17 protein-coding genes are annotated in these 21933 nt (G+C 64.5%); all 17 read left to right on the forward strand.

What is annotated here, in order from left to right; genetic code table 11:
• Positions 1 to 397 precede the first annotated feature (397 nt).
• Positions 398 to 1177 (forward strand): peroxide stress protein YaaA, encoded by a 780-nt coding sequence (gene yaaA, locus ACSVIK_RS20895; RefSeq protein WP_442446130.1) that lies wholly within the window; start codon positions 398 to 400, stop codon positions 1175 to 1177.
• Positions 1178 to 1804: 627 nt separating this feature from the next.
• On the forward strand, positions 1805 to 3115 hold the full coding sequence (algD, locus tag ACSVIK_RS20900) for a GDP-mannose 6-dehydrogenase (RefSeq protein ID WP_442446131.1): 1311 nt from the start codon (positions 1805 to 1807) through the stop codon (positions 3113 to 3115).
• A 52-nt stretch (positions 3116 to 3167) separates the two neighbouring features.
• Entirely contained in the window at positions 3168 to 4649 is a 1482-nt protein-coding gene (alg8, locus tag ACSVIK_RS20905; protein ID WP_442446132.1) for a mannuronan synthase, read from the forward strand.
• 26 nt (positions 4650 to 4675) lie between these two features.
• Positions 4676 to 5839: a PilZ domain-containing protein gene (locus ACSVIK_RS20910; RefSeq protein WP_442446133.1), complete on the forward strand. Its 1164-nt coding sequence runs from the start codon at positions 4676 to 4678 to the stop codon at positions 5837 to 5839.
• A gap of 10 nt (positions 5840 to 5849) precedes the next feature.
• Entirely contained in the window at positions 5850 to 7226 is a 1377-nt protein-coding gene (gene algK, locus ACSVIK_RS20915) for an alginate biosynthesis TPR repeat lipoprotein AlgK (protein WP_442446134.1), read from the forward strand.
• Between the two features lie 14 nt (positions 7227 to 7240).
• Complete coding sequence (locus ACSVIK_RS20920) at positions 7241 to 8683, forward strand: alginate export family protein (protein WP_442446135.1); 1443 nt, start codon at positions 7241 to 7243, stop codon at positions 8681 to 8683.
• 11 nt (positions 8684 to 8694) lie between these two features.
• Positions 8695 to 10227 (forward strand): mannuronan 5-epimerase AlgG, encoded by a 1533-nt coding sequence (gene algG, locus ACSVIK_RS20925; RefSeq protein ID WP_442446136.1) that lies wholly within the window; start codon positions 8695 to 8697, stop codon positions 10225 to 10227.
• Between the two features lie 12 nt (positions 10228 to 10239).
• Complete coding sequence (locus ACSVIK_RS20930) at positions 10240 to 11670, forward strand: alginate O-acetyltransferase (protein WP_442446137.1); 1431 nt, start codon at positions 10240 to 10242, stop codon at positions 11668 to 11670.
• Positions 11671 to 11678: 8 nt separating this feature from the next.
• Complete coding sequence (locus ACSVIK_RS20935) at positions 11679 to 12755, forward strand: mannuronate-specific alginate lyase (RefSeq protein WP_442446138.1); 1077 nt, start codon at positions 11679 to 11681, stop codon at positions 12753 to 12755.
• A 198-nt stretch (positions 12756 to 12953) separates the two neighbouring features.
• Complete coding sequence (locus ACSVIK_RS20940; RefSeq protein WP_442446139.1) at positions 12954 to 14420, forward strand: MBOAT family O-acyltransferase; 1467 nt, start codon at positions 12954 to 12956, stop codon at positions 14418 to 14420.
• A 14-nt stretch (positions 14421 to 14434) separates the two neighbouring features.
• Positions 14435 to 15568, forward strand: a complete 1134-nt coding sequence (locus ACSVIK_RS20945; protein ID WP_442446140.1) for an alginate O-acetyltransferase — start codon at positions 14435 to 14437, stop codon at positions 15566 to 15568.
• Between the two features lie 22 nt (positions 15569 to 15590).
• Positions 15591 to 16238 (forward strand): alginate O-acetyltransferase AlgF, encoded by a 648-nt coding sequence (locus ACSVIK_RS20950; RefSeq protein WP_442446141.1) that lies wholly within the window; start codon positions 15591 to 15593, stop codon positions 16236 to 16238.
• Between the two features lie 97 nt (positions 16239 to 16335).
• Positions 16336 to 17772, forward strand: coding sequence for a mannose-1-phosphate guanylyltransferase/mannose-6-phosphate isomerase (locus ACSVIK_RS20955; protein WP_442446142.1), 1437 nt, complete (start codon positions 16336 to 16338; stop codon positions 17770 to 17772).
• A 139-nt stretch (positions 17773 to 17911) separates the two neighbouring features.
• Complete coding sequence (locus tag ACSVIK_RS20960; protein ID WP_442446143.1) at positions 17912 to 18376, forward strand: multidrug transporter; 465 nt, start codon at positions 17912 to 17914, stop codon at positions 18374 to 18376.
• 237 nt (positions 18377 to 18613) lie between these two features.
• Positions 18614 to 19447, forward strand: coding sequence for an SDR family oxidoreductase (locus ACSVIK_RS20965; RefSeq protein WP_442446144.1), 834 nt, complete (start codon positions 18614 to 18616; stop codon positions 19445 to 19447).
• A complete protein-coding gene (locus ACSVIK_RS20970) occupies positions 19444 to 19812 on the forward strand; it encodes a hypothetical protein (RefSeq protein WP_442446145.1) in 369 nt (122 codons plus the stop codon). The genes ACSVIK_RS20965 and ACSVIK_RS20970 overlap by 4 nt, the downstream gene beginning before the upstream one ends.
• Positions 19813 to 19836: 24 nt before the next feature.
• Positions 19837 to 21018, forward strand: coding sequence for an AAA family ATPase (locus tag ACSVIK_RS20975; protein WP_442446146.1), 1182 nt, complete (start codon positions 19837 to 19839; stop codon positions 21016 to 21018).
• Positions 21019 to 21933 lie beyond the last annotated feature (915 nt).

The raw sequence follows: 21933 nt of genomic DNA on the forward strand, positions 1-21933 counted from the left end.
GATCGGGGCCGAAAGGTGGCAAGCAAGGTGAGGGCCAATGGCCGCCACCTGTCTGCAGGTTTCGGCGGTCTTGCTTTTTAGATACTCCAAAAAAGATGACAGGCAAAAGAACTTTTCAGCTTTTTGAACTTTATTTTTCTTCTCGACGAAAAGCGCTTGGCGACCCCAGGTGGCGGGGTTACAGTCCGAAGTCCTACCCGCTGCAGTTCGCTTCGCTTACCCGCCCCCACATGCAGCACGCCGCGCCAATCGGGTGCAGAGGGGCTTTGCCCAGCGCGGTGCCAGCGACTTCGCGAGCAGAGCTCGCGCCTACAAAGCCTTGCTCAATCGCGCCGATAGGTGGTCTTGCCGATCCCCCGCCTCTAGAATCGCCGTCACGTTTTCTGGAGACCTGCATATGCTGATGGTGATTTCACCGGCCAAGACCCTCGACTACGAGACGCCGCCGGCAACCCCGCGCTTCACCCAACCCGAACACCTCGACCACGCCCAGGAACTGATCGCACAGCTACGCGACTTCAGCCCGGCGCAGATTGCCGAGTTGATGGGCCTGTCGGACAAGCTCGCCGGCCTCAATGCCGCACGCTTCGGCAGTTGGCACCCCGAATTCACGCCAGAGAACGCCAAGCAGGCCTTGCTGGCCTTCAAGGGCGATGTCTATACCGGCTTGAATGCCGAGGATTTCTCCGAGGCAGACTTCGACTTCGCCCAGGCGCACCTGCGCATGCTCTCCGGCCTGTATGGCGTGTTGCGTCCGCTGGATCTGATGCAGCCCTACCGCCTGGAAATGGGCACCAAACTGGCCAACCCGCGCGGCAAGGATCTCTATGCCTTCTGGGGTGAGCGCATCAGCGCCTGGCTGAACGAGGCGCTGGCCGCACAGGGCGATGACGTGCTGCTCAACCTGGCCTCCAACGAGTACTTCGGCGCGGTCAAGCGCAAGGCGCTCAATGCACGCATCATCGACACCGAGTTCAAGGATCTGAAGAACGGCCAGTACAAGATCATCAGCTTCTACGCCAAGAAGGCCCGTGGCCTGATGGCGCGTTACGTGATCAAGGAACGCCTGCGCGATCCTGCTGGCCTCAAGGACTTCACCTATCAGGGCTATCGCTATTCGGCCGAACACTCGAAAGCCGACAGCCTGGTATTCCTGCGCGATCATCCCGAAGACTGACCATTTCCCTCCTCGTGCCGCGTCCCTGCGGCACGTCCCTCCCCTCTGCGCTCAAACTCCGCACTACTTCACACTTTCAGCTTTAACTTCCCAAACATAGAACTTATCCGCACGGGTTTTATCCGATAACAGCCAAGGCATTAATAAGGCACGTGCCATCATGCAACTTGCAAAGTTGCCATCATGCAAGCTGCAATAATGCCATTATTTTAATAGCCACTACCGTTCAGCTCCGGTTCAGCATTTTGACGAACGGTCGGAACTATCAAGGAAGCCCCGAACTCATACAGCGCACACCATGATCGCTCGTAACTTCTCGTTACGCCTGAACAGCAAAACGCTATTAAGGTGATATCGAAATTTACAACCGAGCCAACTTCAACTGCGCATAAGGGAGAGACCGAAGTACTGCAGAACATTGATATAGAGCCCTTCAGAAGGGCAATCGAAACAATATCCAAGGGCCATCACTCAGTATAAAGGCCCCATTCTGGCGCCCCATCCAGCGCCACACTCTACTTATGCCTAAACGAACTCGCTGCCTGCCGTACAGCAAGTTCAAGGACTCGCTTGGCCTAAATAAAGTGGCCAGTTTTTAAATTGCATCAAACGGACGAGGTGAAAACCATGCGTATCAGTATCTTCGGTTTGGGTTATGTGGGCGCAGTGTGTGCCGGCTGTTTGTCGGCTCGCGGCCATGACGTAATCGGTGTGGATATATCCGCGAACAAGATCGACCTGATCAACAACGGCAAATCGCCCATCGTCGAGCCGGGCCTGGAAGAACTGCTGCAACAGGGTCTGCGCCAGGGTCGCCTGCGCGGTACGACCGATGTCATCACAGCCGTACTGGAAAGTGATGTGTCGTTCATCTGCGTCGGCACGCCGAGCAAGAAGAACGGCGATCTGGAACTGAACTACATCGAAGGCGTGTGCCGCGAGATCGGCCTCGCGCTGCGCGACAAGACCGAGCGCCACACCGTGGTGGTACGCAGCACCGTGCTGCCGGGCACCGCGAAGAATGTGGTACTGCCGATTCTCGAAGACTGCTCGGGCAAGAAGGCCGGCGTCGATTTCGGCCTGGCGGTGAACCCCGAGTTTCTCCGCGAGAGCACCGCGATCAAGGACTACGACTTCCCGCCGATGACCGTCATCGGTGAGCTGGACAAAGCTTCCGGCGACCTGCTGGAAAGCATCTACAGCGAGCTGGACGCGCCGATCATCCGCAAGGACATCGAAGTCGCGGAGATGATCAAGTACACCTGCAACGTCTGGCACGCGGCCAAGGTCACCTTCGCCAACGAGATCGGCAACATCGCCAAGGCGGTCGGCGTCGATGGTCGCGAGGTGATGGATGTGGTCTGCCAGGACAACAAGCTCAACCTCTCCAAGTACTACATGAAACCCGGCTTCGCCTTCGGCGGTTCCTGCCTGCCCAAGGACGTGCGCGCCCTGAACTACCGCGCCAGCAGCCTGGACGTGGAAGCCCCGCTGATCGGCTCGCTGATGCGCAGTAACGCCGCCCAGGTGCAGAAGGCCTTCGACATCATCGCCAGCCACCATTCGCGTAAGGTCGCCCTGCTCGGCCTGAGCTTCAAGGCCGGCACCGATGACCTGCGCGAAAGCCCGCAGGTGGAACTGGCGGAAATGCTCATCGGCAAGGGTTTCGACCTGAGCATCTACGACCGCAACGTCGAGTACGCCCGCGTCCATGGCGCCAACAAGGACTACATCGAGTCGAAGATTCCGCACGTTTCCTCGCTGCTCAACAGCGACCTGGAAGAGGTGGTGGCCAAGGCCGACATCATCGTCCTGGGCAACAGCGACGAACGCTTCGCCAAGCTCGCCGAGCAGGCACCGAGCGGCAAGCGGGTGATCGACCTGGTCGGCTTCATGCCTCACGCCAGCAATGGCGTGGCCGAAGGCATCTGCTGGTAACAGGGCCGTGAGCTATCGCCCGGTAAGCGCCGGGCGATAGCCGGAGACGCATATGGACAAGCTCAAGAACGGCCTCAATCAGGCCAGCGGCTGGATGCTCTATCTCAGCCTGCTGATGCTCCTGGCACTGGCTCTGCCGCGTACGGTGTTCGACCCCGATTCGCGGAATTTCCTCCTGCTCATCGGTATCGTCGGCATCTGGCGTTATTCCATGGGCGCCATGCACTTCGTGCGCGGCTGCCTGTTCCTTTACCTGGTGTACCCCTGGTATCGCCGCAAGGTGCAAAAACTCGGCAAGGACGCCGACCCCTCTCATGTATTTCTGATGGTCACCAGCTTCCGCATCGAGGCGCTGACCACCGCCATGGTCTACCGCTCGGTGATCCGCGAAGCGATCGACTGCGGCTACCCGACCACTGTGGTCTGCTCCATCGTCGAGCTCTCCGACGAGCTGTTGATCAAGAACCTCTGGGCCCAAGCCCAGCCACCAGCGCACGTCAGTCTGGACATCGTGCGCATTCCCGGCACCGGCAAGCGTGACGGCTTGGCCCACGGCTTCCGCGCCATCTCCCGGCAGATGCCGGATCGCGATGCGGTGGTGGCGGTGATCGACGGCGACACCGTGCTCGAAGCCGATGTGGTGAAGAAGACCGTGCCCTGGTTCAAGCTCTTCCCCAACGTCGGCGGCCTGACCACCAACGAGTTCTGCGAGGTACGCGGCAGCTACCTGATGAGTGAGTGGCACAAGCTGCGCTTCGCCCAACGCCACCTCAACATGTGCTCGATGGCACTCTCCAAGCGTGTGCTGACCATGACCGGGCGCATGTCGGTATTCCGCGCCAGCGTGGTGACCAACCCCGAGTTCATCAACGACGTCGAAGCCGACCACCTGGAGCACTGGCGCCTGGGGCGTTTCCGCTTCCTCACCGGCGACGACAAATCTAGCTGGTTCAGCCTGATGCGCCTGGGCTACGACACCTTCTACGTGCCGGATGCAGCGATCAACACGGTCGAGCACCCGCCGGAGAAGAGCTTCATCAAGGCCAGCCGCAAGCTGATGTTCCGCTGGTACGGCAACAACCTGCGGCAGAACTCGCGCGCCCTGCGTCTGGGCATGGGTCGCCTCGGTGCCTTCACCAGCCTGGTGCTGTTCGACCAGCGCGTGTCGATGTGGACCTGCATCCTCGGCCTGTGCGTGGCGATCATCGCCAGCATCAAGTACAGCGTGATGTACCTGCTGGTCTACCTGCTGTGGATCGGCCTGACTCGCCTGATCCTGACCCTGCTGCTGATGCTCTCCGGGCACCGCATCGGCCCGGCCTACCCGGTGCTGCTCTATTACAACCAGATCGTCGGGGCGCTGGTGAAAATCTATGTGTTCTTCCGCCTCGACCAGCAGTCCTGGACCCGCCAACCGACCAAGCTGAACCGTGGCCTATCCAATTTCGCTAGCTGGTTCAACAGCTGGTCGTCACGCGCCATGACCTTCTCTGCCTCCTGTGTATTCATCGCCGCGCTGCTGGCGCTGGTATGACCGAACTCGAATAGGAATTAGCCACCATGAACTCCGTCGCCAATCTCAACGTCGTCCATGAGTCCGAAGCCCAGCGCCAGCACGCCCGTGTCAAGCTGCCCGGGCGCCTGCGCTACACCACCGCCAAGGGCGAGCGCGTCGATGCGCGCCTGCAGGATGTCTCTGCCGGCGGTTTCAGCTTCACCAGCGATAAAACCTCGCACAAGGTCGGTGACTATCACCGTGGCCAATTGCAGTTCCAGCTCGATGGCCTGGTACTGGGGCTGGACGTGGAATTCCAGGTCAACGCCGTGCAGGCCGAACATAATCGTGTCGGCTGCCAGTTCCATAACCTCGGCGCGCGTGAAGCGGCGGCCCTGCGCCACCTGATCAGCGCGCACCTGGCCGGTGAGCTGATCAACGTCGGCGAGGTGCTGCACATCCTGCAGCGCGACAACTTCACCAAGGCGCGCAAGAACGGCGCCGGTGGCGGCATGAGCATGCTCGGCCGCCTGCGCGCGGTGACCTTCAGTGGCGCCATCTTCCTCATCGGCCTGGCGGCGTTCGGCTACATCGGCAAGTCGGTGTATGGCCTGTACTTCGTCACCCATGCCAAGTCGGCGCAGATCAGCCTGCCCGCACTGCAGGTCACCATGCCCCGTGAAGGCAGCGTGCAAGCGCTGGTACAGCCCGATGGCGTGGTGGAAAAAGGCGCGCCCATCGCCACCTTCACCACCAGCATGCTGGAGATGCTCAAGGGCCACCTGGGCGACGGCCAGCTCGAACCGAGCCAGATCGAGGCGCTGTTCTCTCGCGAAATGCAAGGCACCCTGACCAGCCCGTGCAACTGCAAGATCGCCCGCCAACTGGTGGCCGACGGCCAATTCGCCAGCAAGGGCGACGTGATCTTCGAGCTGGTACCGCAAGACGGCGTGGCCACCGTCAGCGCCAGCTTCCCCTACCGCAACCTGGAGCAGGCGCGCCCTGGCACGCCGGTGAGCTTCAAGGTGGCCGGTGAGGACGAGGCCCGCCACGGCCAGATCGTCAGCACCAGCCTGCACGACGGCGGCCTGAGTTCGGACATCCGTGTGGTGATCAAGCCGCAGGATGTGCTGCCGGCCAGCCTCGCCGGGCAGCCGGTGGACGTGGTCATCGACCGTGGCCCGTCGCTGTTTGGCCTGGTCGATCAAGCCGTCGCGGCAGGCCGATAAGGAGATCGCCGTGAGCATGCCCCTACTTCGCCCTGCCCTGCTCGGCCTGGCCGTCGGCGCCACGCTGGCTGGCTGCGCTGGCCTGCCGGACGAACGCCTGGCCCGCGAAGCGCTGCACAGCGGCGATACGCAGACGGCCGAATGGCATTTCCGCCAGCTTGCCGAGATGGGCTACAGCGACGCACAGATCGGCCTGGCCGACATCTACGCAGCCAGCGGCCAGAACCAGGATCTGCATGAGGCCGAGCGCATCTATCGCCAGGCCCTGGACGGCTCGCCGCGCGCCGAAGCGCGCCTGGGCAAGCTGCTGGCGCGCAAGCCCGGCAGCACCCTGGCCGAACGTCGCGAGGCGGCCGAGCGGCTGGAAGGCGCCCTGCGCGCCGGCGAGCCCAGCGCCCTGCTGCCGCTGACCGAACTCTACCTGTTCTACCCACAGGACTTCCCCACCATGAACGTTGCCCAGCGTATCCATGACTGGCGCCAGGAAGGTCGGCCGCAAGCCGAGCTGGCGCAGATTCTCCTGTACCGTAGCGAAGGCTCCTACGATCAGCATCTCGGCGAGATCGAACGCATCTGCCAGCAGCGCCTGGCCCAGGAAGAAGCCTGCTACGCCGAACTGGCCACCGTGTACCAGAAGCAGAACCGCGAAGACGCCCGTCAGGCGCTGACCGAACGCCTGCTGGCCGGCTACCGCGCCGGGCGTGTGTCGCCCAATCAGGTCGAAGCCGTGGCCGAGGTGCTCAGCGACGCCGAACTGGGCCAGCCGCAACCGCAACGCGCCCAGGAACTGCTGGAAGCCATCGCTCCGGATTACCCCGCCGCCTGGGTCAGCCTGGCGCGGCTGCTCTACGACTACCCGCAGCAGGGCGATACCGAGACTCTGCTCGGCTACCTGGACAAGGGCCGCGAAGCCGCCCTGCCGCGCGCCGAACTGCTGCTCGGGCGCCTGTACTACGAAGGCAAGCTGCTGCCCAAGCAGCCGCACAAGGCCGAAGAGCACCTGCGCAAGGCCGCCCCCAGCGAACCCAGCGCCAATTACTACCTGGGGCAGATCTACCTGCGCGGCTACCTCGGCGAGGTCTATGCGCAGAAAGCCCTCGACCACCTGCTCAGCGCTGCCCGCGCCGGCCAGCTCAGCGCCGATTTCGCCCTGGCGCAGATGTACAGCCAGAAGCGTGGCATCCAGCCCGACCCGGTCAATGCCTATGTCTTCAGCCAACTGGCGCTGCCCCGCGATACCCCGCAGACCCAGGAGCTGGCCGACGCCATCGCCGCCAGCCTGACCCCGGCGCAACTGGCCGAAGGTCAGCGCCTGCTGCGCGAGGAACGTGAGGCGCGCGGCATTGCCCTGCAGCAGCAGGCCGCCCTGCAGGTCAGCCAGCCATGAACAAGGATTTCTGCATGCAGCTAAACAGGATCGTCAGCCAACTGGGCCTGAGTGCCAGCCTGCTGGTCGCCGCCAGCGCTGCCTGGGCGGCGGATGCGCCGAAGCATTTCGGCCTGGATGTGAAGATCACCGCGCAATCGGAAGACGACCGCGACCTCGGCACCCGCGAGGGTGGCGACGTCAACGGTCTCGGCCTCGACCTGCGCCCCTGGGTCTATGGCCAGCGTGGCGACTGGAGCGCCTTCGCCATGGGCCAGGCGGTCACCGCCACCGACACCATCGAAACCGACCCCTTGCAGGATGACGGCGAAGACAGCACGCAACGCAGCGACGCCCGTCAGCCAGACAAGAGCTACCTGGCCATGCGCGAGTTCTGGGTCGACTACGCCGGCCTCACCGCCTACCCCGGCGAGCATCTGCGCGTGGGTCGCCAGCGTCTGCGCAGCACCGACGGCGCCTGGATGGACAGCAACATCGAAGCGATTCAATGGCAGTTCGACACCACCCTGTTAAGCGCCAAGGTCGGTGTTGCCGAGCGCTTCTCCGACTACCGCACCGACCTCGACGACCTGGATCCCGAGGACGAGGATCGCCGTCACTATTTCGCCGGCCTCGACTACCAGTGGACGCCTGGCCATCGCATCGGCGCCAACCTGCATCACAGCCGTGACGACGGTCACCTGGCGCGCCCCGGTGAACGCATCGACGAGCTGAGCAAGCGCTACACCGGCGACCTGACCTGGTTCGGCCTGCATGCCGATGGTGGCTTCTTCGAGCGCGACTCGCGCAATCGCCTCGCCTACTGGGCGCAATTCACCTGGCTCAAGGGCGACACCGATCAACTGCAGCAGCAGGTGGTGGGCGACGAACGCCTGGCCAGCGGCTCGCGCAGCCAGGATGTCGACGCCTGGGCCGTGGATCTGGGCCTGCGCTACGACCTCGACGACCACTGGAAGGTGGGCGCCGCCTACTCCCGTGGCAGCGGCGGTGGCGACGACAACGAGTCGCATCAGTTCATGCAGACCGGCCTGGAGAGCAACCGCGCCAATTTCACCGGTGTCCAGTCGCGCCTGCACCGCTACGGCGAGGCCTTCCGCGGCGAACTCTCCAACCTGCAGGTGGCCAGCGCGTTCAGTTCCTGGGAGCTGAACGAGGACTACGACGCCAGCCTGGTCTACCACCGCTTCTGGCGCGTCGACGGTGATCAGGACGTCGGTGACAGCGGCATCAGCGCGCCCCTGGTGGCGGGCGAGAAAGACCTCGGCCAGGAGGTCGACCTGGTGCTGACCCGCTACTTCAAGCAGGGCCTGCTACCGGCGGCGGTGGCCGAACAACTGGACGAGCGCTCCGCCCTGGTACGCCTGCGTGCCGGCGTATTCCGCCCGGGCGACGCCTATGGCAGCGGCACCGATTCGGTGATGCACCGCGCCTTCGTCGATTTCATCTGGCGCTTCTGAGGGATCGGATCATGCAACCCAACGGCTTAGCCCTACCCCTGCTGCTCGGCGCGCTGTGCCTCAGCGCGCCGCTGGCCCAGGCCAACCCCGAGCAGCAACAGTTCGACTACCGCGTGCGCAGCGCCCCGGCAGAAGAGCTGCACCTGCAAGCGCCCAAGCTGCCGGATCTGTCCGGTTACACCAAGGAGGCCGTGCTGGCCAAGATCCCGCACGAACGCCAAGGCAAGGTGGTGGTGCGGCGCATGCTGCGCCAGGACGCGCTGAAAGACTTCACCGGCGGCAACGAGCGCCTGCGCGAATGGATCAAACGCCAGCAAGGCATGCCCCAGGCGATCTTCATCGAAGACGGCCTGGTCACCGCGCAGGATCTGGCCAAGGCGCTGCCCGACAGCCAGTTCGCCGAGCAGGCGCCGGGCGTGTACCTGGCCCGCCTGCCCATAGTCGTGGCCCAGGGTGCGGCGCTGCACGTCGGCAAGGAGACCCGCGAGCTGCGCCTGTCGCAGGAGCGCGGCGCGTTCCTGGTCAACGACGGCCTGATGTTCATCACCGACACCCGCGTCACCGCCTGGCGCGAGGCCGACAACGGCCCGGCCACCTTCCGCGATCCCAAGGAGTTCCGCCCCTTCCTGGTGTCCTGGGGCGGCAGCGAGCTGTACATCGCCAGCAGCGTGATCACCAGTCTGGGTTACGACAACTCCAAGTCCTACGGGGTCTCGATCACCCAGTACACGCCGAACCAACACAAGATCCTGCAGCGCCCCGAGCCGACTGGCTGGCTGATCGACTCGGAGTTCGTCGACCACTGGTACGGCTTCTACTGCTACGAGGCGCAGAACGTGGTGCTCAAGGGCAACACCTACCGCGACAACATCGTTTACGGCATCGACCCGCACGACCGTTCGCATGGCCTGATCATCGCCGAGAACAAGGTGTTCGGCACCAAGAAGAAGCACGGCATCATCATTTCCCGTGAGGTCAACGACAGCTGGATCATCAACAACGAGAGCCATGACAACAAGCTCTCCGGCATCGTCATCGACCGTGACAGCGTGCGCAATGTAATCGCCTACAACAAGACGTACGAAAACCACTCCGATGGCATCACCCTGTACGAAAGCGGCGACAACCTGCTGTGGGGCAACCAGGTGCTGGGCAACCAGCGCCACGGCATCCGCATTCGTAACAGCGAGAACATCCGCCTGTACGAGAACGTCGCCGCACTCAACCAGCTCACCGGCGTCTACGGCCATATCAAGGATCTGTCCGACACCGACCGTGACCTGACGCTCGACCCCTATGACGCCAAGATCTCCATGATCATCGTCGGCGGCACCCTGGCCGGCAACGGCTCCAGCCCCATCAACATCGACTCGCCGCTGTCGGTAGAGCTGTACCGCGTGAAGATGCTCGCCCCGAGCAAGAGCACCGGCATCCAGCTGGCCGGCATTCTCGGCGAGAAACAGGACGAAATCCTCGACCTGCTGCTGCGCAAGCGCCAGCCCGTGCTGATCGACCCGGTCGGCCCCACGCAGATGACCAACTGACGAGGCCCACTCATGAGCGTATCCAAACTCAAGACCCTGGCCCTGGCGGTGACCTGCGCCGCCTATGGCAGCCTGTTGCAGGCGGCCGAGAACCCGGCCCCGCAATACCAGGTGGAGGACTGCTGCTCGCTGTGCCCGGCCGCACACGATGCCAGCAACTACACCACCAACTACATGAAGAACTTCATCACCCTGCTCGACGCCCGTGAAGGCTGGCTGTTCCGCAGTGTGGAAGACCTGCGCACCGAGTTCGGCACCGACGAGACCGGCTATCGCTACCTCAAGGAGCTGCGTGATGGCCTCAAGCAGCGCGGTGTGGAACTGGTGGTGGTCTATCAACCGACCCGTGGCCTGGTCAATCGGGAAAAGCTCTCCCCCGAGGAGTACCAGCGCTTCGACTACGACAAGGCCCTGCGCAACTACCGCCAGACTCTGGCGCGCTTCGAGCAACTGGGGATCTGGGTACCGGATCTGAGCGGGCTGACCGACGAAGAACAGGACAAGGAATTCTACTTCCGCCGCGACCAGCACTGGACGCCTTACGGCGCCGAGCGCACCGCACGCCTGGTGGCCGAGACGGTCAAGCGTATTCCCGGTTTCGCCGACATCCCGCAGAAGGAGTTCGTCACCCAGCGCATCGGCCTGATGGGCAAGACCGGCACCATGCAGAACGTCGCCAGCCAACTGTGCGGCACCGGCTACGCGGTGCAGTACGTCGACCAGTTCCTCACCGAACCGAAGAATGCCAGCAGCGGCGACGCCCTGTTCGGTGACGAGAGCAGCCCGGAAATCGCCTTGATCGGCACCAGCCACAGCGGCAAGAACTACAACTTCGGTGGTTTCCTCGAACAGTACCTGGGCACCGACGTGCTCAACGCCGCCTTCCCCGGCGGCGGCCTGGAAGGGGCGATGCTCGAATACCTGGCCAGCGATACCTTCCAGAACAACCCGCCGAAGATCATCGTCTGGGAGTTCTCGCCGCTCTATGACCTGGCCTCGGACAAGATCCACCGCCAGCTCATGGCCGCCCTGAACAATGGCTGCAGCGGCCAGACCGCGCTGCTCGCCAAGGAAACGCGCCTGCATCCGGGCAGCAACGAAATCCTCGTCAACGGCGAGAAGAAACTGCTGACCCTGCCCGGCAACCGCCACCAGCTCGACCTGCGCTTCAGCGACACCTCGATCAAACGCATCGACGCGACCATCTGGTACCTCAACGGCCAGCGCGAACAGCTCAAGTTGGAAAAGCCCAACACCGTCGACACCGACGGGCGTTTCACCTTCGAGCTGCGTGACGGGCCGGGCTGGGGCCAGGAGAACTTCTTCGCCCTGGAAGTGCAGAAGCCCGAGGACAGCGACGACGACGTCAAGGTGCAGGCCAGCCTGTGCCAACGCCCATCCGGCCCCGGCCAGCAGGTCGCCCACAACGCCACCGACAGTTGAGGTTCGCCATGCACAGACTCTCGCCCCTAGCCCTGTTCAGCGCCCTGCTGCTCAGCGGCGCGGCGCACGCCGCACTGCAGCCGCCAGTCGGTTACCGCGCACCCGTGGAGCAGCGCCAGGGGCACGCACCGGCCTGCCCGGCGGTGCCTCAGCCCTATGTCGGGCAGATGCAGTTCACCAGCAAGTACGCCGGCTCCGACAGTGCACGGGCGACGCTCAACGTCCGTGCGGAACAGAGCTTCCGCCAGCAGACCGCCGACATCACCCGCCTGGAGAAAGAAGCCGGGCGGATGATCACCGGCTACATGCGCACTGGCCAGAAGGAACGCCTGGACTGCGCCATCGAGTGGATCGATCGCTGGGCCAGTGCCGATGCCATGGAGTCCGAGCAGTTCAACCACACCGGCAAGTCCATGCGCAAATGGGCGCTGGGCAGTCTGGCCGGCGCCTGGCTGCGCCTGCAGTTCTCCGAGTCGCAGCCGCTGAAGGACTACCCGCAGCAGCGCGAGCGCATCGAGCGCTGGTTCGTCAACCTGGCCGAGCACACGGTGCGCGAGTGGAGCGGCCTGCCGCTGAAGAAGATCAACAACCACAGCTACTGGGCCGCCTGGTCGGTGATGGCGGTGGCGGTGGTCAGCGATCGCCAAGACCTGTTCGACTGGTCCGTCGCGCAGTTCCGCGTCGCCGCCAACCAGGTGGACGACCAGGGCTTCTTGCCCAACGAGATACGCCGCCGCCAGCGCGCCCTGGCCTACCACAACTACGCCCTGCCGCCGCTGGCGATGATCGCCGCCTTCGCCCAGGCCAACGGTGTCGACCTGCGCGGCGAGAACCATGGCGCCCTGCAGCGTCTGGCCGAGCGGGTCATGCAGGGCGCTAAGAACCCACAGGCCTTCGCCCAGCGCAGCGGCGCCAAGCAGGACATGGGCGAACTGCGCAAGGACTACAAGTACGCCTGGCTGGCGCCCTACTGCAGCCTCTACGACTGCAGCCCGCAAGCCCGCGAACTGAACCAGGAAATGGGGCCGTTCAACAGCTTCCGCCTCGGTGGCGAGGTGACCCAGGTGTTCGGCGGGGGCGGCTGACCCTCTCCCCCGCCCCCTCTTCCGCAAGCGGGCGAGGGGAGAAAGCGGCACACCGTTCAAGCGCCCTCTCCCATTTATGGGAGAGGGTTGGGGAGAGGGTAAGAACCACTCCCCGCGCTCTGTCAGCAGGGCAAAAACAACCCTCCGCTCGCGGGGGGAAAGGGGGGCGCTGCCCCGAGTCTTCATGGAGAAGCTGGGATGGTCTTTTCATCCAACGTCTTTTTGTTCCTGTTCCTGCCGATCTTTCTCGGCCTGTACTACCTGTGCCCGAATCGCGGGCGCAACCTGCTGATCCTGATCGGCAGCTACGCCTTCTACGCCTGGTGGCGGGTGGACTTCCTCCTGCTATTCGTCGCCGTGACGCTGTGGAACTACGTCTTCGGCCTGTGCATCCACGCCAACGCCGGCACCCAGACGGCGCGGCGCTGGGTGGTGGCCGGGGTGGTCGGCAACCTGGCCACGCTGGGCTACTTCAAGTACGCCAACTTCGGCGTGGCCAACATCAACGCCCTGCTCGAGTCCATGGGCATGGAGCCCTTCGTGCTGACCTCGGTGATCCTGCCGATCGGCATTTCCTTCTACATCTTCCAGTCCATCAGCTACCTGATCGACGTCTACCGCAAGGACACCGAGCCGACCCGCAACCTGATCAACTTCGCCGCCTTCATCGCCCTGTTCCCGCAACTGATCGCCGGCCCGGTGCTGCGCTACAAGGATCTGGCCGACCAGTTCACCGACCGCACCCACAGCCTGGACAAGTTCAGCGAAGGCGCCACGCGCTTCATGCAGGGCTTCGTCAAGAAGGTGTTCATCGCCGACAGCCTGGCGCCGCTGGTGGATCACTGCTTCGCTCTGCAGAACCCCAGCACCGGCGACGCCTGGCTGGGCATGATCGCCTACACCGCGCAGCTCTATTTCGACTTCTCCGGCTACAGCGACATGGCCATCGGCCTGGGCCTGATGATGGGCTTTCGCTTCATGGAGAACTTCAACCAGCCCTATATCAGCCAGTCGATCACCGAGTTCTGGCGGCGCTGGCACATCAGCCTGTCCACCTGGCTGCGCGACTACCTCTACGTGCCCCTGGGCGGTAACCGCCACGGTACCTTCAACACCTACCGCAACCTGTTTCTGACCATGCTGCTGGGCGGCTTCTGGCACGGCGCCAACTGGACCTTCCTGATCTGGGGCGCCTGGCATGGCACCTGGCTGGCCATCGAGCGCGCCCTGGGGGTGAAGGCTGCACCGACTGTGTTCAACCCGCTGAAATGGGCCTTCACCCTGCTGCTGGTGATGCTCGGCTGGGTGATCTTCCGCGCCGAGAACCTGGACGTGGCCGGGCGCATGTACGCCGCCCTGTTCGCCTTCGGCGACTGGCACCTGAGCGAGCTGACCCTGGCGCAGATCAGCAACCTGCAGATGGCCACCCTGGCCCTGGCCTGGGCGGTGATCGCGGTCAATGGCGCGCTGCAGTTCCTCAAGCAGCACCAAACGCAGACCGGCAATGGCGCGCCCGTGCAGTGGCTGCCCAGCGGGGCCGGAGTGATGAGCCGCGTGCACCACCGCACCCTGCTGCTGCAAGGCGCCCTGCTCCTGCTGTTCTGCGCCTCGCTGCTCAAGCTCTCGGCGCAGAGCTACTCCCCCTTCCTCTACTTCCAGTTCTGAGCGGAGGCACTGTCATGACGCGTTCCTTCAAGACCCTGTACGTCGCCCTGTTCATCGTCATCATGCTGCTCACCAGCCTGGTCGCGCTGGCCAAACTGGGTGGCTACAGCGCTCCGAAAAACCCGGATCTGCTCGATGGTGAGCTGACGCGCAACTTCGAGCATTACTACGACGAGCAGTTTCCCCTCAAACAGTTCGGCATCAACCTCTGGGCCGCCCTGCAATACCTGGCCTTCGGCGAAGGCCGCGCCGGCCTGGTGATCGGCGAGGACGGCTGGCTGTACTCCGATGAGGAGTTCGACGCGGTGGCCGACGGCCAACGCCAGATGCGTGACAACCTGGCGTTGATCCGCGGTGTGCAGCATCAGCTCGAGCAGCGCGACATCCATCTGCTGCTGGCCATCGTCCCGGCCAAGACCCGCCTGTACCCGGAGCACACCGGCAGCCATCAGCCCAGCACCCTGCAGCGCAGCCTCTACCCGCGCTTCCATCAGGCCGTGCAGGCCGCCGGCATCGCCGCGCCGGATCTGCTCGGCCCGCTGCAGGCGGCCAAACAGAACGAACAGGTGTTCCTGCGTACCGATACCCACTGGACGCCGCAGGGTGCCGAGGTGGCCGCCCGCACCCTCAGCCAGGTGATCCGCAGCGCCGTGCCACTGCGTGGCGAGCCGCAGCAGTTCGTCACCGAAACCGTGGCAACCCGCGAACACCAGGGCGACCTCACCCGCTTCCTGCCGCTGGCGCCGCTGTTCGACAGCCTGATGCCGCGCGCCGACCGTCTGCAGCAGCGCGAAACCCACGCCGCCCAGGCCAGCGGCGGTGATCTGTTCGGCGACAGCGACCTGCCGGTGGCACTGGTCGGCACCAGCTACAGCGCCAACCCCAACTGGAACTTCGCCGGTGCCCTGCGCCAGTACCTGCAGCGCGACCTGGTCAACCACGCCGAGGAAGGCCAGGGCCCGCTGGTGCCGATGCTCAAGTACCTGCAGAGCGATGAGCTGAAGAACGACCCGCCGCAGTTGGTGATCTGGGAGTTCCCCGAGCGCTACCTGCCCATGGCCGGTGACCTGAAAGATTTCGACCCGAACTGGCTCGCCGCCCTCAAGGCAAACGGCGAGCAGCAAAAGCTGGCTGCGGCCAATCGCTGATCCACCCCAAGGAGGACTACCCATGAAGACTCAAACCACCCTGCGCCGCTTCACCCTCGGTGCCTGCGCCCTGGCCCTCGGCCTGGGCATGCTTCAGGCCCAGGCCGACGATGGCGCGCTGTACGGGCCGAAGGCGCCCAAGGGCTCGGCCTTCGTCCGCGCCTACAACGCTGGCAATGCCGAGCTGGACGTCAAGGTCGGCGAGGTGCAGCTCAAGCAGGTCGCGCCGCTGGGCTCCAGCGACTTCAAGTTCCTGCCCGCGGGCAGCTACCAGGCTCAGGTCGGCAGCAACGCCATGCCGGTGAAGCTGGAGGCCGCGCACTACTACACCCTGGTCAACCAGACCGGCAGCGCGCCGCGCCTGGTGGAAGAGCCGGCCTTCAGCAACAAGCAGAAAGCCATGCTGCGCGTGCAGAACCTCAGCGACAGCAAGCTCAGCGTGAAGACCGCCGACGGCAAGACCCCGGTGGTCGCCGACGTGGCGCCCAACGGTCGCGGTGAGCGCGAGATCAACCCGGTCAAGGTCGGCCTGGCGCTGTTTGCCGGTGACAAGAAGATCACCGACCTCAAGCCGGTCACCCTCGAACGCGGCGAAGTGGTCAGCCTGTTCGTCACCGGCGGCCAGGGCAAGTTGTCGCCGGTGTGGGTCAAGCGCCCCATCGACGGCTGAAGCAGTGCGTTTGTAGAACAAGGAAAACGGCGGGTACACGCCGCACCGACACGACACGGGCATCCACCTCGTAATGAACGTTAAGGAGAGACACACCATGACCCCCATCATCCTTTCCGGTGGCAGCGGCTCGCGACTCTGGCCCCTTTCGCGCAAGCTGTATCCCAAGCAGTTCCTCGCCCTCACCGGCGAGCACACCCTGTTCCAGCAAACCCTGCAGCGCCTGTCCATCGAGGGCATGCAGCCGCCGGTGCTGGTGGCCAACCAGGAGCACCGCTTCATCGTCCAGGAGCAACTGGAGCAGATCGGCCAGCAAGCGCAACTGCTGCTGCTCGAACCCTTCGGCCGCAACACCGCACCGGCGGTGGCCATGGCCGCCCTGCAACTGCTGGCCGAAGGCCGTGACGAGCTGATGCTGGTACTGCCGGCCGACCACGTGCTGGATGATCAGCAGGCCTTCCGTCAGGCCCTGGCCCTGGCCACCGTGGCCGCCGAAAAGGGCGAGATGGTGCTGTTCGGCGTACCGGCCAATCGCCCGGAAACCGGCTACGGCTACATTCGCGGCCAGGCCGACGGCGAACTGCCGGAGGGCGTGGCGCGCGTCGCCAGCTTCGTCGAGAAACCCGACGCTCAGCGCGCCACCGAGTACGTGCAGAGCGGCGACTACTTCTGGAACAGCGGCATGTTCCTGTTCCGCGCCAGCCGCTTCCTGGAAGAGCTCAAGCAGCACGACGTGGACATCTACGACAACTGCCTGCTGGCCCTGGAGCGCAGCCAGCGCAAGGATCTGGAGATCGCCGTCGACCCGGCCACCTTCGCCTGCTGCCCGGACAACTCCATCGACTACGCGGTGATGGAAAAGACCAGCCGCGCCTGCGTGGTGCCGCTGGCCGCTGGCTGGAACGATGTCGGTAGCTGGTCGTCGATCTGGGACGTGCACGACAAGGACGCCGCCGGCAACGTCACCAAGGGCGACGTGGTGGTCGAAGACAGCCGCAACTGCCTGATCCATGGCAACGGCAAGCTGGTGTCGGTGCTCGGCCTGGAAGACATAGTGGTGGTGGAAACCAAGGACGCCATGATGGTGGCGCACAAGGATCGCGTACAGGACGTCAAGAAGCTGGTCAGCAAGCTCGACGCCCAGGGCCGCTGCGAAACCCAGAACCACTGCGAGGTGTACCGCCCCTGGGGCTCGTACGACTCGGTGGACATGGGCGGGCGCTTCCAGGTCAAGCACATCACCGTCAAGCCGGGTGCGCAGCTCTCCCTGCAGATGCACCACCACCGCGCCGAGCACTGGATCGTGGTGTCCGGCACGGCCAAGGTGACCTGCGATGACCGTGAGTTCCTGCTCACCGAGAACCAGTCCTGCTACATCCCGATGACCTCGGTGCACCGCCTGGCCAACCCGGGCAAGATCCCGCTGGAAATCATCGAAGTGCAGTCGGGCACCTACCTGGGCGAGGACGACATCGAGCGCCTGGAGGACGTCTATGGCCGCAGCGATGCGCTAGCCGTCGGCGCCGCGCACTGAGCGGTTCGTGGTCTGGGTGCGATCAGGGGCGATTTCGGCCCCGGATTGCATCCGGGCTACGTCCTGAAACACCCCGCCGCTCCCTGCTCGCAGCCACCTTGTGTAGGATGACCCCAGACGCCTATCAAGGTTATTGCTCATGCTCTTCGGTGCCGTACTCGTCATCACCTGGCTGATCCTGCTGATCCGCTACCCGACCAAGGCCCTGCCCGTTTCCGCAGCGGTGCTCATCGGCCTGGGCCTAGTGGCCACCTGGGTGATCTGGGAGGAAAGCCGCGAGGCCCGCGACCTCGCCCATCTCGAACTGCGCCTGCGCTATGCACCCGAGCGATGCCCGGCCGATCTGCCCCTGGCCGTGGAGCTGAAGAACGGCAGCGACGCCGCCCTGCAGGAGCTGCACTGGGAGGTGGCTGCCTACCGTCCCGGTACCAGCACCAACCTGGCCCAACGCCTGTACGAATCGCCGCGCTATGACGGCCCTGGCGACCTGCTGCCGGGTGAAACCTGGGAAGACTGCCTGCCGCTACCCGACCTGCGCAGCGGCTACCGCCCGCAAACCCTGGAGTTCCGTGCCGAACGCCTGCAAGGCAGGTTCGTCCGCTGATCCATGCTGAACGCCCGCCAAGCGGATTCGTCCCCCTGTAGGAGCGAGCTCTGCTCGCGATGCTTGCGGTGTGATCTGCGCTCGCGAGCAGAGCTCGCTCCTACCTGCCCAGGGGCTAGCCAATCCCGCATACGCCCGAGGCCTGCCAGCTAAAGTTGAGTCTTTTCTCATTTTTCACTTCGCGACCCAAGCGGCCTGCTAAGCTGATCGTCCATCACTTTTCCAGGAGTCTTGCGCATGGCTGATCAACCCAATGTCCTCATCACCGGCTGCTCCAGCGGCATCGGTCGCGCCCTGGCCGATGCCTTCAAGGCAGCCGGCTACGCTGTCTGGGCCACCGCACGCAAGGAGGCGGATCTGGCCAACCTGCAGCAGGCCGGCTTCCATGCGCTGCACCTGGACGTCAACGACGCCGAGGCCGCGCAAGCCCTGGCCAAGCGCCTGGAAGGAGAAATCGGCGGCCTCGACGTGCTGATCAACAATGCCGGCTACGGCGCCATGGGGCCGCTACTCGATGGCGGCGTGGAAGGCATGCGCCAGCAGTTCGAGACCAACGTGTTCTCCATCGTCGGCGTGACCCGCGCCTTCTTCCCGCTGCTGCGCCGCAGCCGTGGCCTGGTGGTGAATATCGGCAGCGTCTCGGCAGTACTGGTCACCCCCTTCGCCGGCGCCTACTGCGCCTCCAAGGCCGCTGTGCATGCCTTGAGCGATGCCCTGCGCATGGAGCTGGCCCCCTTCTCCATCGACGTCATGGAAGTGCAGCCGGGGGCCATCGCCTCCAGCTTCGGCAGCAACGCCACCCAGCAGGCCGAGGCGCTGATCCGCCAGGACTCGCCCTGGTGGCCGCTGCGCGAAGGTATCCGCGCCCGCGCCAACGCCTCGCAGGACAAACCCACCCCGGCCAGCGATTTCGCCGCGCAGCTTCTGGCCGCCGTGCAGCGTGACAAACGCCCGCGCCTGCTGCGCCTGGGCAATGGCAGCCGTGCCCTGCCGCTGACCGCCACCCTGGTGCCCAAGGCCCTGCTGGAACGGATACTGCGCAAACGCTTCGGCCTGGCGCGCACGCTATGACCGCAGCGGTGCAGGTGCGCCATTACGCCCTGGCCGGGGTGATCGCGGCCGTGCTGCTGAACCTGCTGCTGCGCACCTTCGTGCGTCTGGGCGGGGTGTTCACCACCCTGCTGATCGCCGCTGCCATCGCCGCCGGACTGGCCCTGGTGTTCCACTGGCGCCAGGGCCGCGCACCGAGCAGGGCCGAACGCTGGCGCTTGACCCTGCTCTACGGTGGCGTGTTGGGTTTGCTCTATCTGGGCCTGCTGGGCATGATGGCCCTGCAGGACACGCCCAGCCCCATGGGCCTGTTGTTGTTCAGCCTGCACTACCTCTGCTACCCCGTGCTGGCCTGGCTGGCCTTCTCGCCACGCCATGGCCGCTAAACCAGCCGTCAGGACGACATTTGCATGCTGCACATCCTCGCCGTTGCCAACTACCGCTCGATCAACAACCTGATCCTGCCGCTGGGCCGGCTCAACCTGATCACTGGCGCCAACGGCAGCGGCAAATCCAATCTCTACCGCGCCCTGCGCCTGCTGGCGGAAACCGCGCAGGGCGGTGTGGTCAACGCGCTGGCCCGTGAAGGCGGGCTGGAATCGAGTTTCTGGGCAGGGCCGGAGAAGATTTCCCGGCGCATGCTCAAGGGCGAGGTGCCCGTGCAGGGCGGCCCGCGGCAGAAGGCGATGCGCCTGCGTCTGGGCTTTGCCGGTGAGGATTTCGGCTATGCCATCGCCCTTGGCCTACCCGACTCGAACTCCGGGGAGGATCGCGAAACGCCCAGCGCCTTTGCCCTCGACCCGGAGATCAAGCGCGAATGCATCTGGGCTGGCGCCAGCTATCGCCCTGCGTCGTTGCTGGTGGATCGCGCCGGGCCTCTGGTGCGCATGCGCGAAGGGCGCAGTTGGCAGGTGCTGGCCCAGCACGTGCCGAACTACGACAGCCTGTTCGACCAGATCGGCAACGACCCCAATTGCCCGGAAGTCTTCCAGCTACGAGAAACCATCCGCCGCTGGCGCTTCTACGATCACTTTCGCAGCGACGCCGACGCCCCCGCGCGCCAGCCGCAACTGGGCACGCGCACGCCGGTGCTGCATCACGATGGCCGCGACCTGGCCGCCGCATTGCAGACCATTCGTGAAATCGGCGACGGTGCCGCGCTGGACGCTGCCATCGACGACGCCTTTCCCGGCAGCCGCCTGCGCATCGCCTTCCAGGCCGGTGGCCGTTTCGTCGTCGAGTTGCATCAGGAAGGATTGCTGCGCCCCTTGAGCGCCGCCGAGCTGTCCGACGGCACCCTGCGCTATCTGCTGCTGGTGGCGGCTTTGCTCACGCCCAGGCCACCCTCGCTGATGGTGCTCAACGAACCGGAAACCAGCCTGCACCCGGATCTGCTGCCGGCGCTGGGACGCCTGATCATCGCCGCCTCGCAGCGCACCCAGGTGTGGGTGGTGTCCCATGCCAGCCGCCTGATCGCCACGCTCAAGGAAAGCCCCGAATGCAACACCCTGGAGCTGGACAAGCCACTGGGACAGACCTGCATTCGCGGCCAGGGCATACTGGATGAGCCTGCCTGGCACTGGCCGGATTAGCAGGCCGTTGAAAAGCTACCTACCTTGCCATTGCTGCGTTAAAAACAGGTTCTTGGCATTTTCAGGGGGAATGCTTGGTTGACACCGGACTGGCAATACGGTGTGGGTTGTTCTCGGTGTCTGTTCCGGATTGCCGCGTTTTTGCTGATGTTTCTGGTTTCGCCCTCCCGGGCGAGTCACTTTTGCGGGCAAAAGTAACCAAAACCCTCCGCCCGATCATCCGGCCCTCGCTACGCGAGGGTTCGCTCACTCCATCGCCGTTCCAGAGGCCCGCCGCGGTGGGCCATCCATGGCCCATCGCGGCTCTCGCGGCATCCATGCCGCTCAACCTCTTCCACGACGACTCCGTTCGCCCTCCTGGGCGGGCTCTGCACGCGCCTGAAACTACGGTTATTCCCAGTGACTCTGCGTGCTTGATGAGGGCAGCCGTAGGGCGGACTCAGGAGCGCCAGCGAACAGTCCGCCGGGCCATGCCAAGTTCGGCACCACGGCTCACGCCCAATACTCCCACCAACGGCGTACTGCTTCGCGAGTACGCCCTACGCGAATGAAAGTTTCGGTTTAACCCGACGGCCACGTCGTGGTTCCACTACTACCAGAACACACTGTGCATACCCTGAAATGCCCGTTCGTTCAGGCGCGCGAATGGCCCCTTCAGGAGGGTGAGCGGAATCGTTGCGTAGAGGGGCGAGCGGCATGGATGCCGCGAGAGGCGTAATGGGCCAGGGATGGCCCATGTACGCCGACCCTCGGAGCGGCGATGGAGCGAACGAACCCCGGCGCAGCCGGGGCCGGATGGCGGGGCCAAGCCTTTTTGCCTTCTTTTGTGGCGTTTGACAAAAGAAGGTCGCCGGGGGGCGAAACGGGAGATATCAGCAGAACGCCGATAAGCAGCTTGAACACCGAAAACAACAC

It is taken from the genome of Pseudomonas sp. NCHU5216 (assembly GCF_052156495.1).
GTDB lineage: Bacteria > Pseudomonadota > Gammaproteobacteria > Pseudomonadales > Pseudomonadaceae > Aquipseudomonas.

What these genes read in the sequence shown, in the direction of transcription:
- ACSVIK_RS20960 (WP_442446143.1), top strand. Translation starts at nt 17,912, where the DNA reads ATGCTCTTCGGTGCCGTACTCGTCATCACCTGGCTGATCCTGCTGATC.
- yaaA (WP_442446130.1), top strand. Translation starts at nt 398, where the DNA reads ATGCTGATGGTGATTTCACCGGCCAAGACCCTCGACTACGAGACGCCG.
- ACSVIK_RS20910 (WP_442446133.1), top strand. Translation starts at nt 4,676, where the DNA reads ATGAACTCCGTCGCCAATCTCAACGTCGTCCATGAGTCCGAAGCCCAG.
- ACSVIK_RS20970 (WP_442446145.1), top strand. Translation starts at nt 19,444, where the DNA reads ATGACCGCAGCGGTGCAGGTGCGCCATTACGCCCTGGCCGGGGTGATC.
- algD (WP_442446131.1), top strand. Translation starts at nt 1,805, where the DNA reads ATGCGTATCAGTATCTTCGGTTTGGGTTATGTGGGCGCAGTGTGTGCC.
- alg8 (WP_442446132.1), top strand. Translation starts at nt 3,168, where the DNA reads ATGGACAAGCTCAAGAACGGCCTCAATCAGGCCAGCGGCTGGATGCTC.
- ACSVIK_RS20930 (WP_442446137.1), top strand. Translation starts at nt 10,240, where the DNA reads ATGAGCGTATCCAAACTCAAGACCCTGGCCCTGGCGGTGACCTGCGCC.
- ACSVIK_RS20935 (WP_442446138.1), top strand. Translation starts at nt 11,679, where the DNA reads ATGCACAGACTCTCGCCCCTAGCCCTGTTCAGCGCCCTGCTGCTCAGC.
- ACSVIK_RS20975 (WP_442446146.1), top strand. Translation starts at nt 19,837, where the DNA reads ATGCTGCACATCCTCGCCGTTGCCAACTACCGCTCGATCAACAACCTG.
- ACSVIK_RS20920 (WP_442446135.1), top strand. Translation starts at nt 7,241, where the DNA reads ATGCAGCTAAACAGGATCGTCAGCCAACTGGGCCTGAGTGCCAGCCTG.
- algG (WP_442446136.1), top strand. Translation starts at nt 8,695, where the DNA reads ATGCAACCCAACGGCTTAGCCCTACCCCTGCTGCTCGGCGCGCTGTGC.
- ACSVIK_RS20950 (WP_442446141.1), top strand. Translation starts at nt 15,591, where the DNA reads ATGAAGACTCAAACCACCCTGCGCCGCTTCACCCTCGGTGCCTGCGCC.
- ACSVIK_RS20940 (WP_442446139.1), top strand. Translation starts at nt 12,954, where the DNA reads ATGGTCTTTTCATCCAACGTCTTTTTGTTCCTGTTCCTGCCGATCTTT.
- ACSVIK_RS20965 (WP_442446144.1), top strand. Translation starts at nt 18,614, where the DNA reads ATGGCTGATCAACCCAATGTCCTCATCACCGGCTGCTCCAGCGGCATC.
- ACSVIK_RS20945 (WP_442446140.1), top strand. Translation starts at nt 14,435, where the DNA reads ATGACGCGTTCCTTCAAGACCCTGTACGTCGCCCTGTTCATCGTCATC.
- ACSVIK_RS20955 (WP_442446142.1), top strand. Translation starts at nt 16,336, where the DNA reads ATGACCCCCATCATCCTTTCCGGTGGCAGCGGCTCGCGACTCTGGCCC.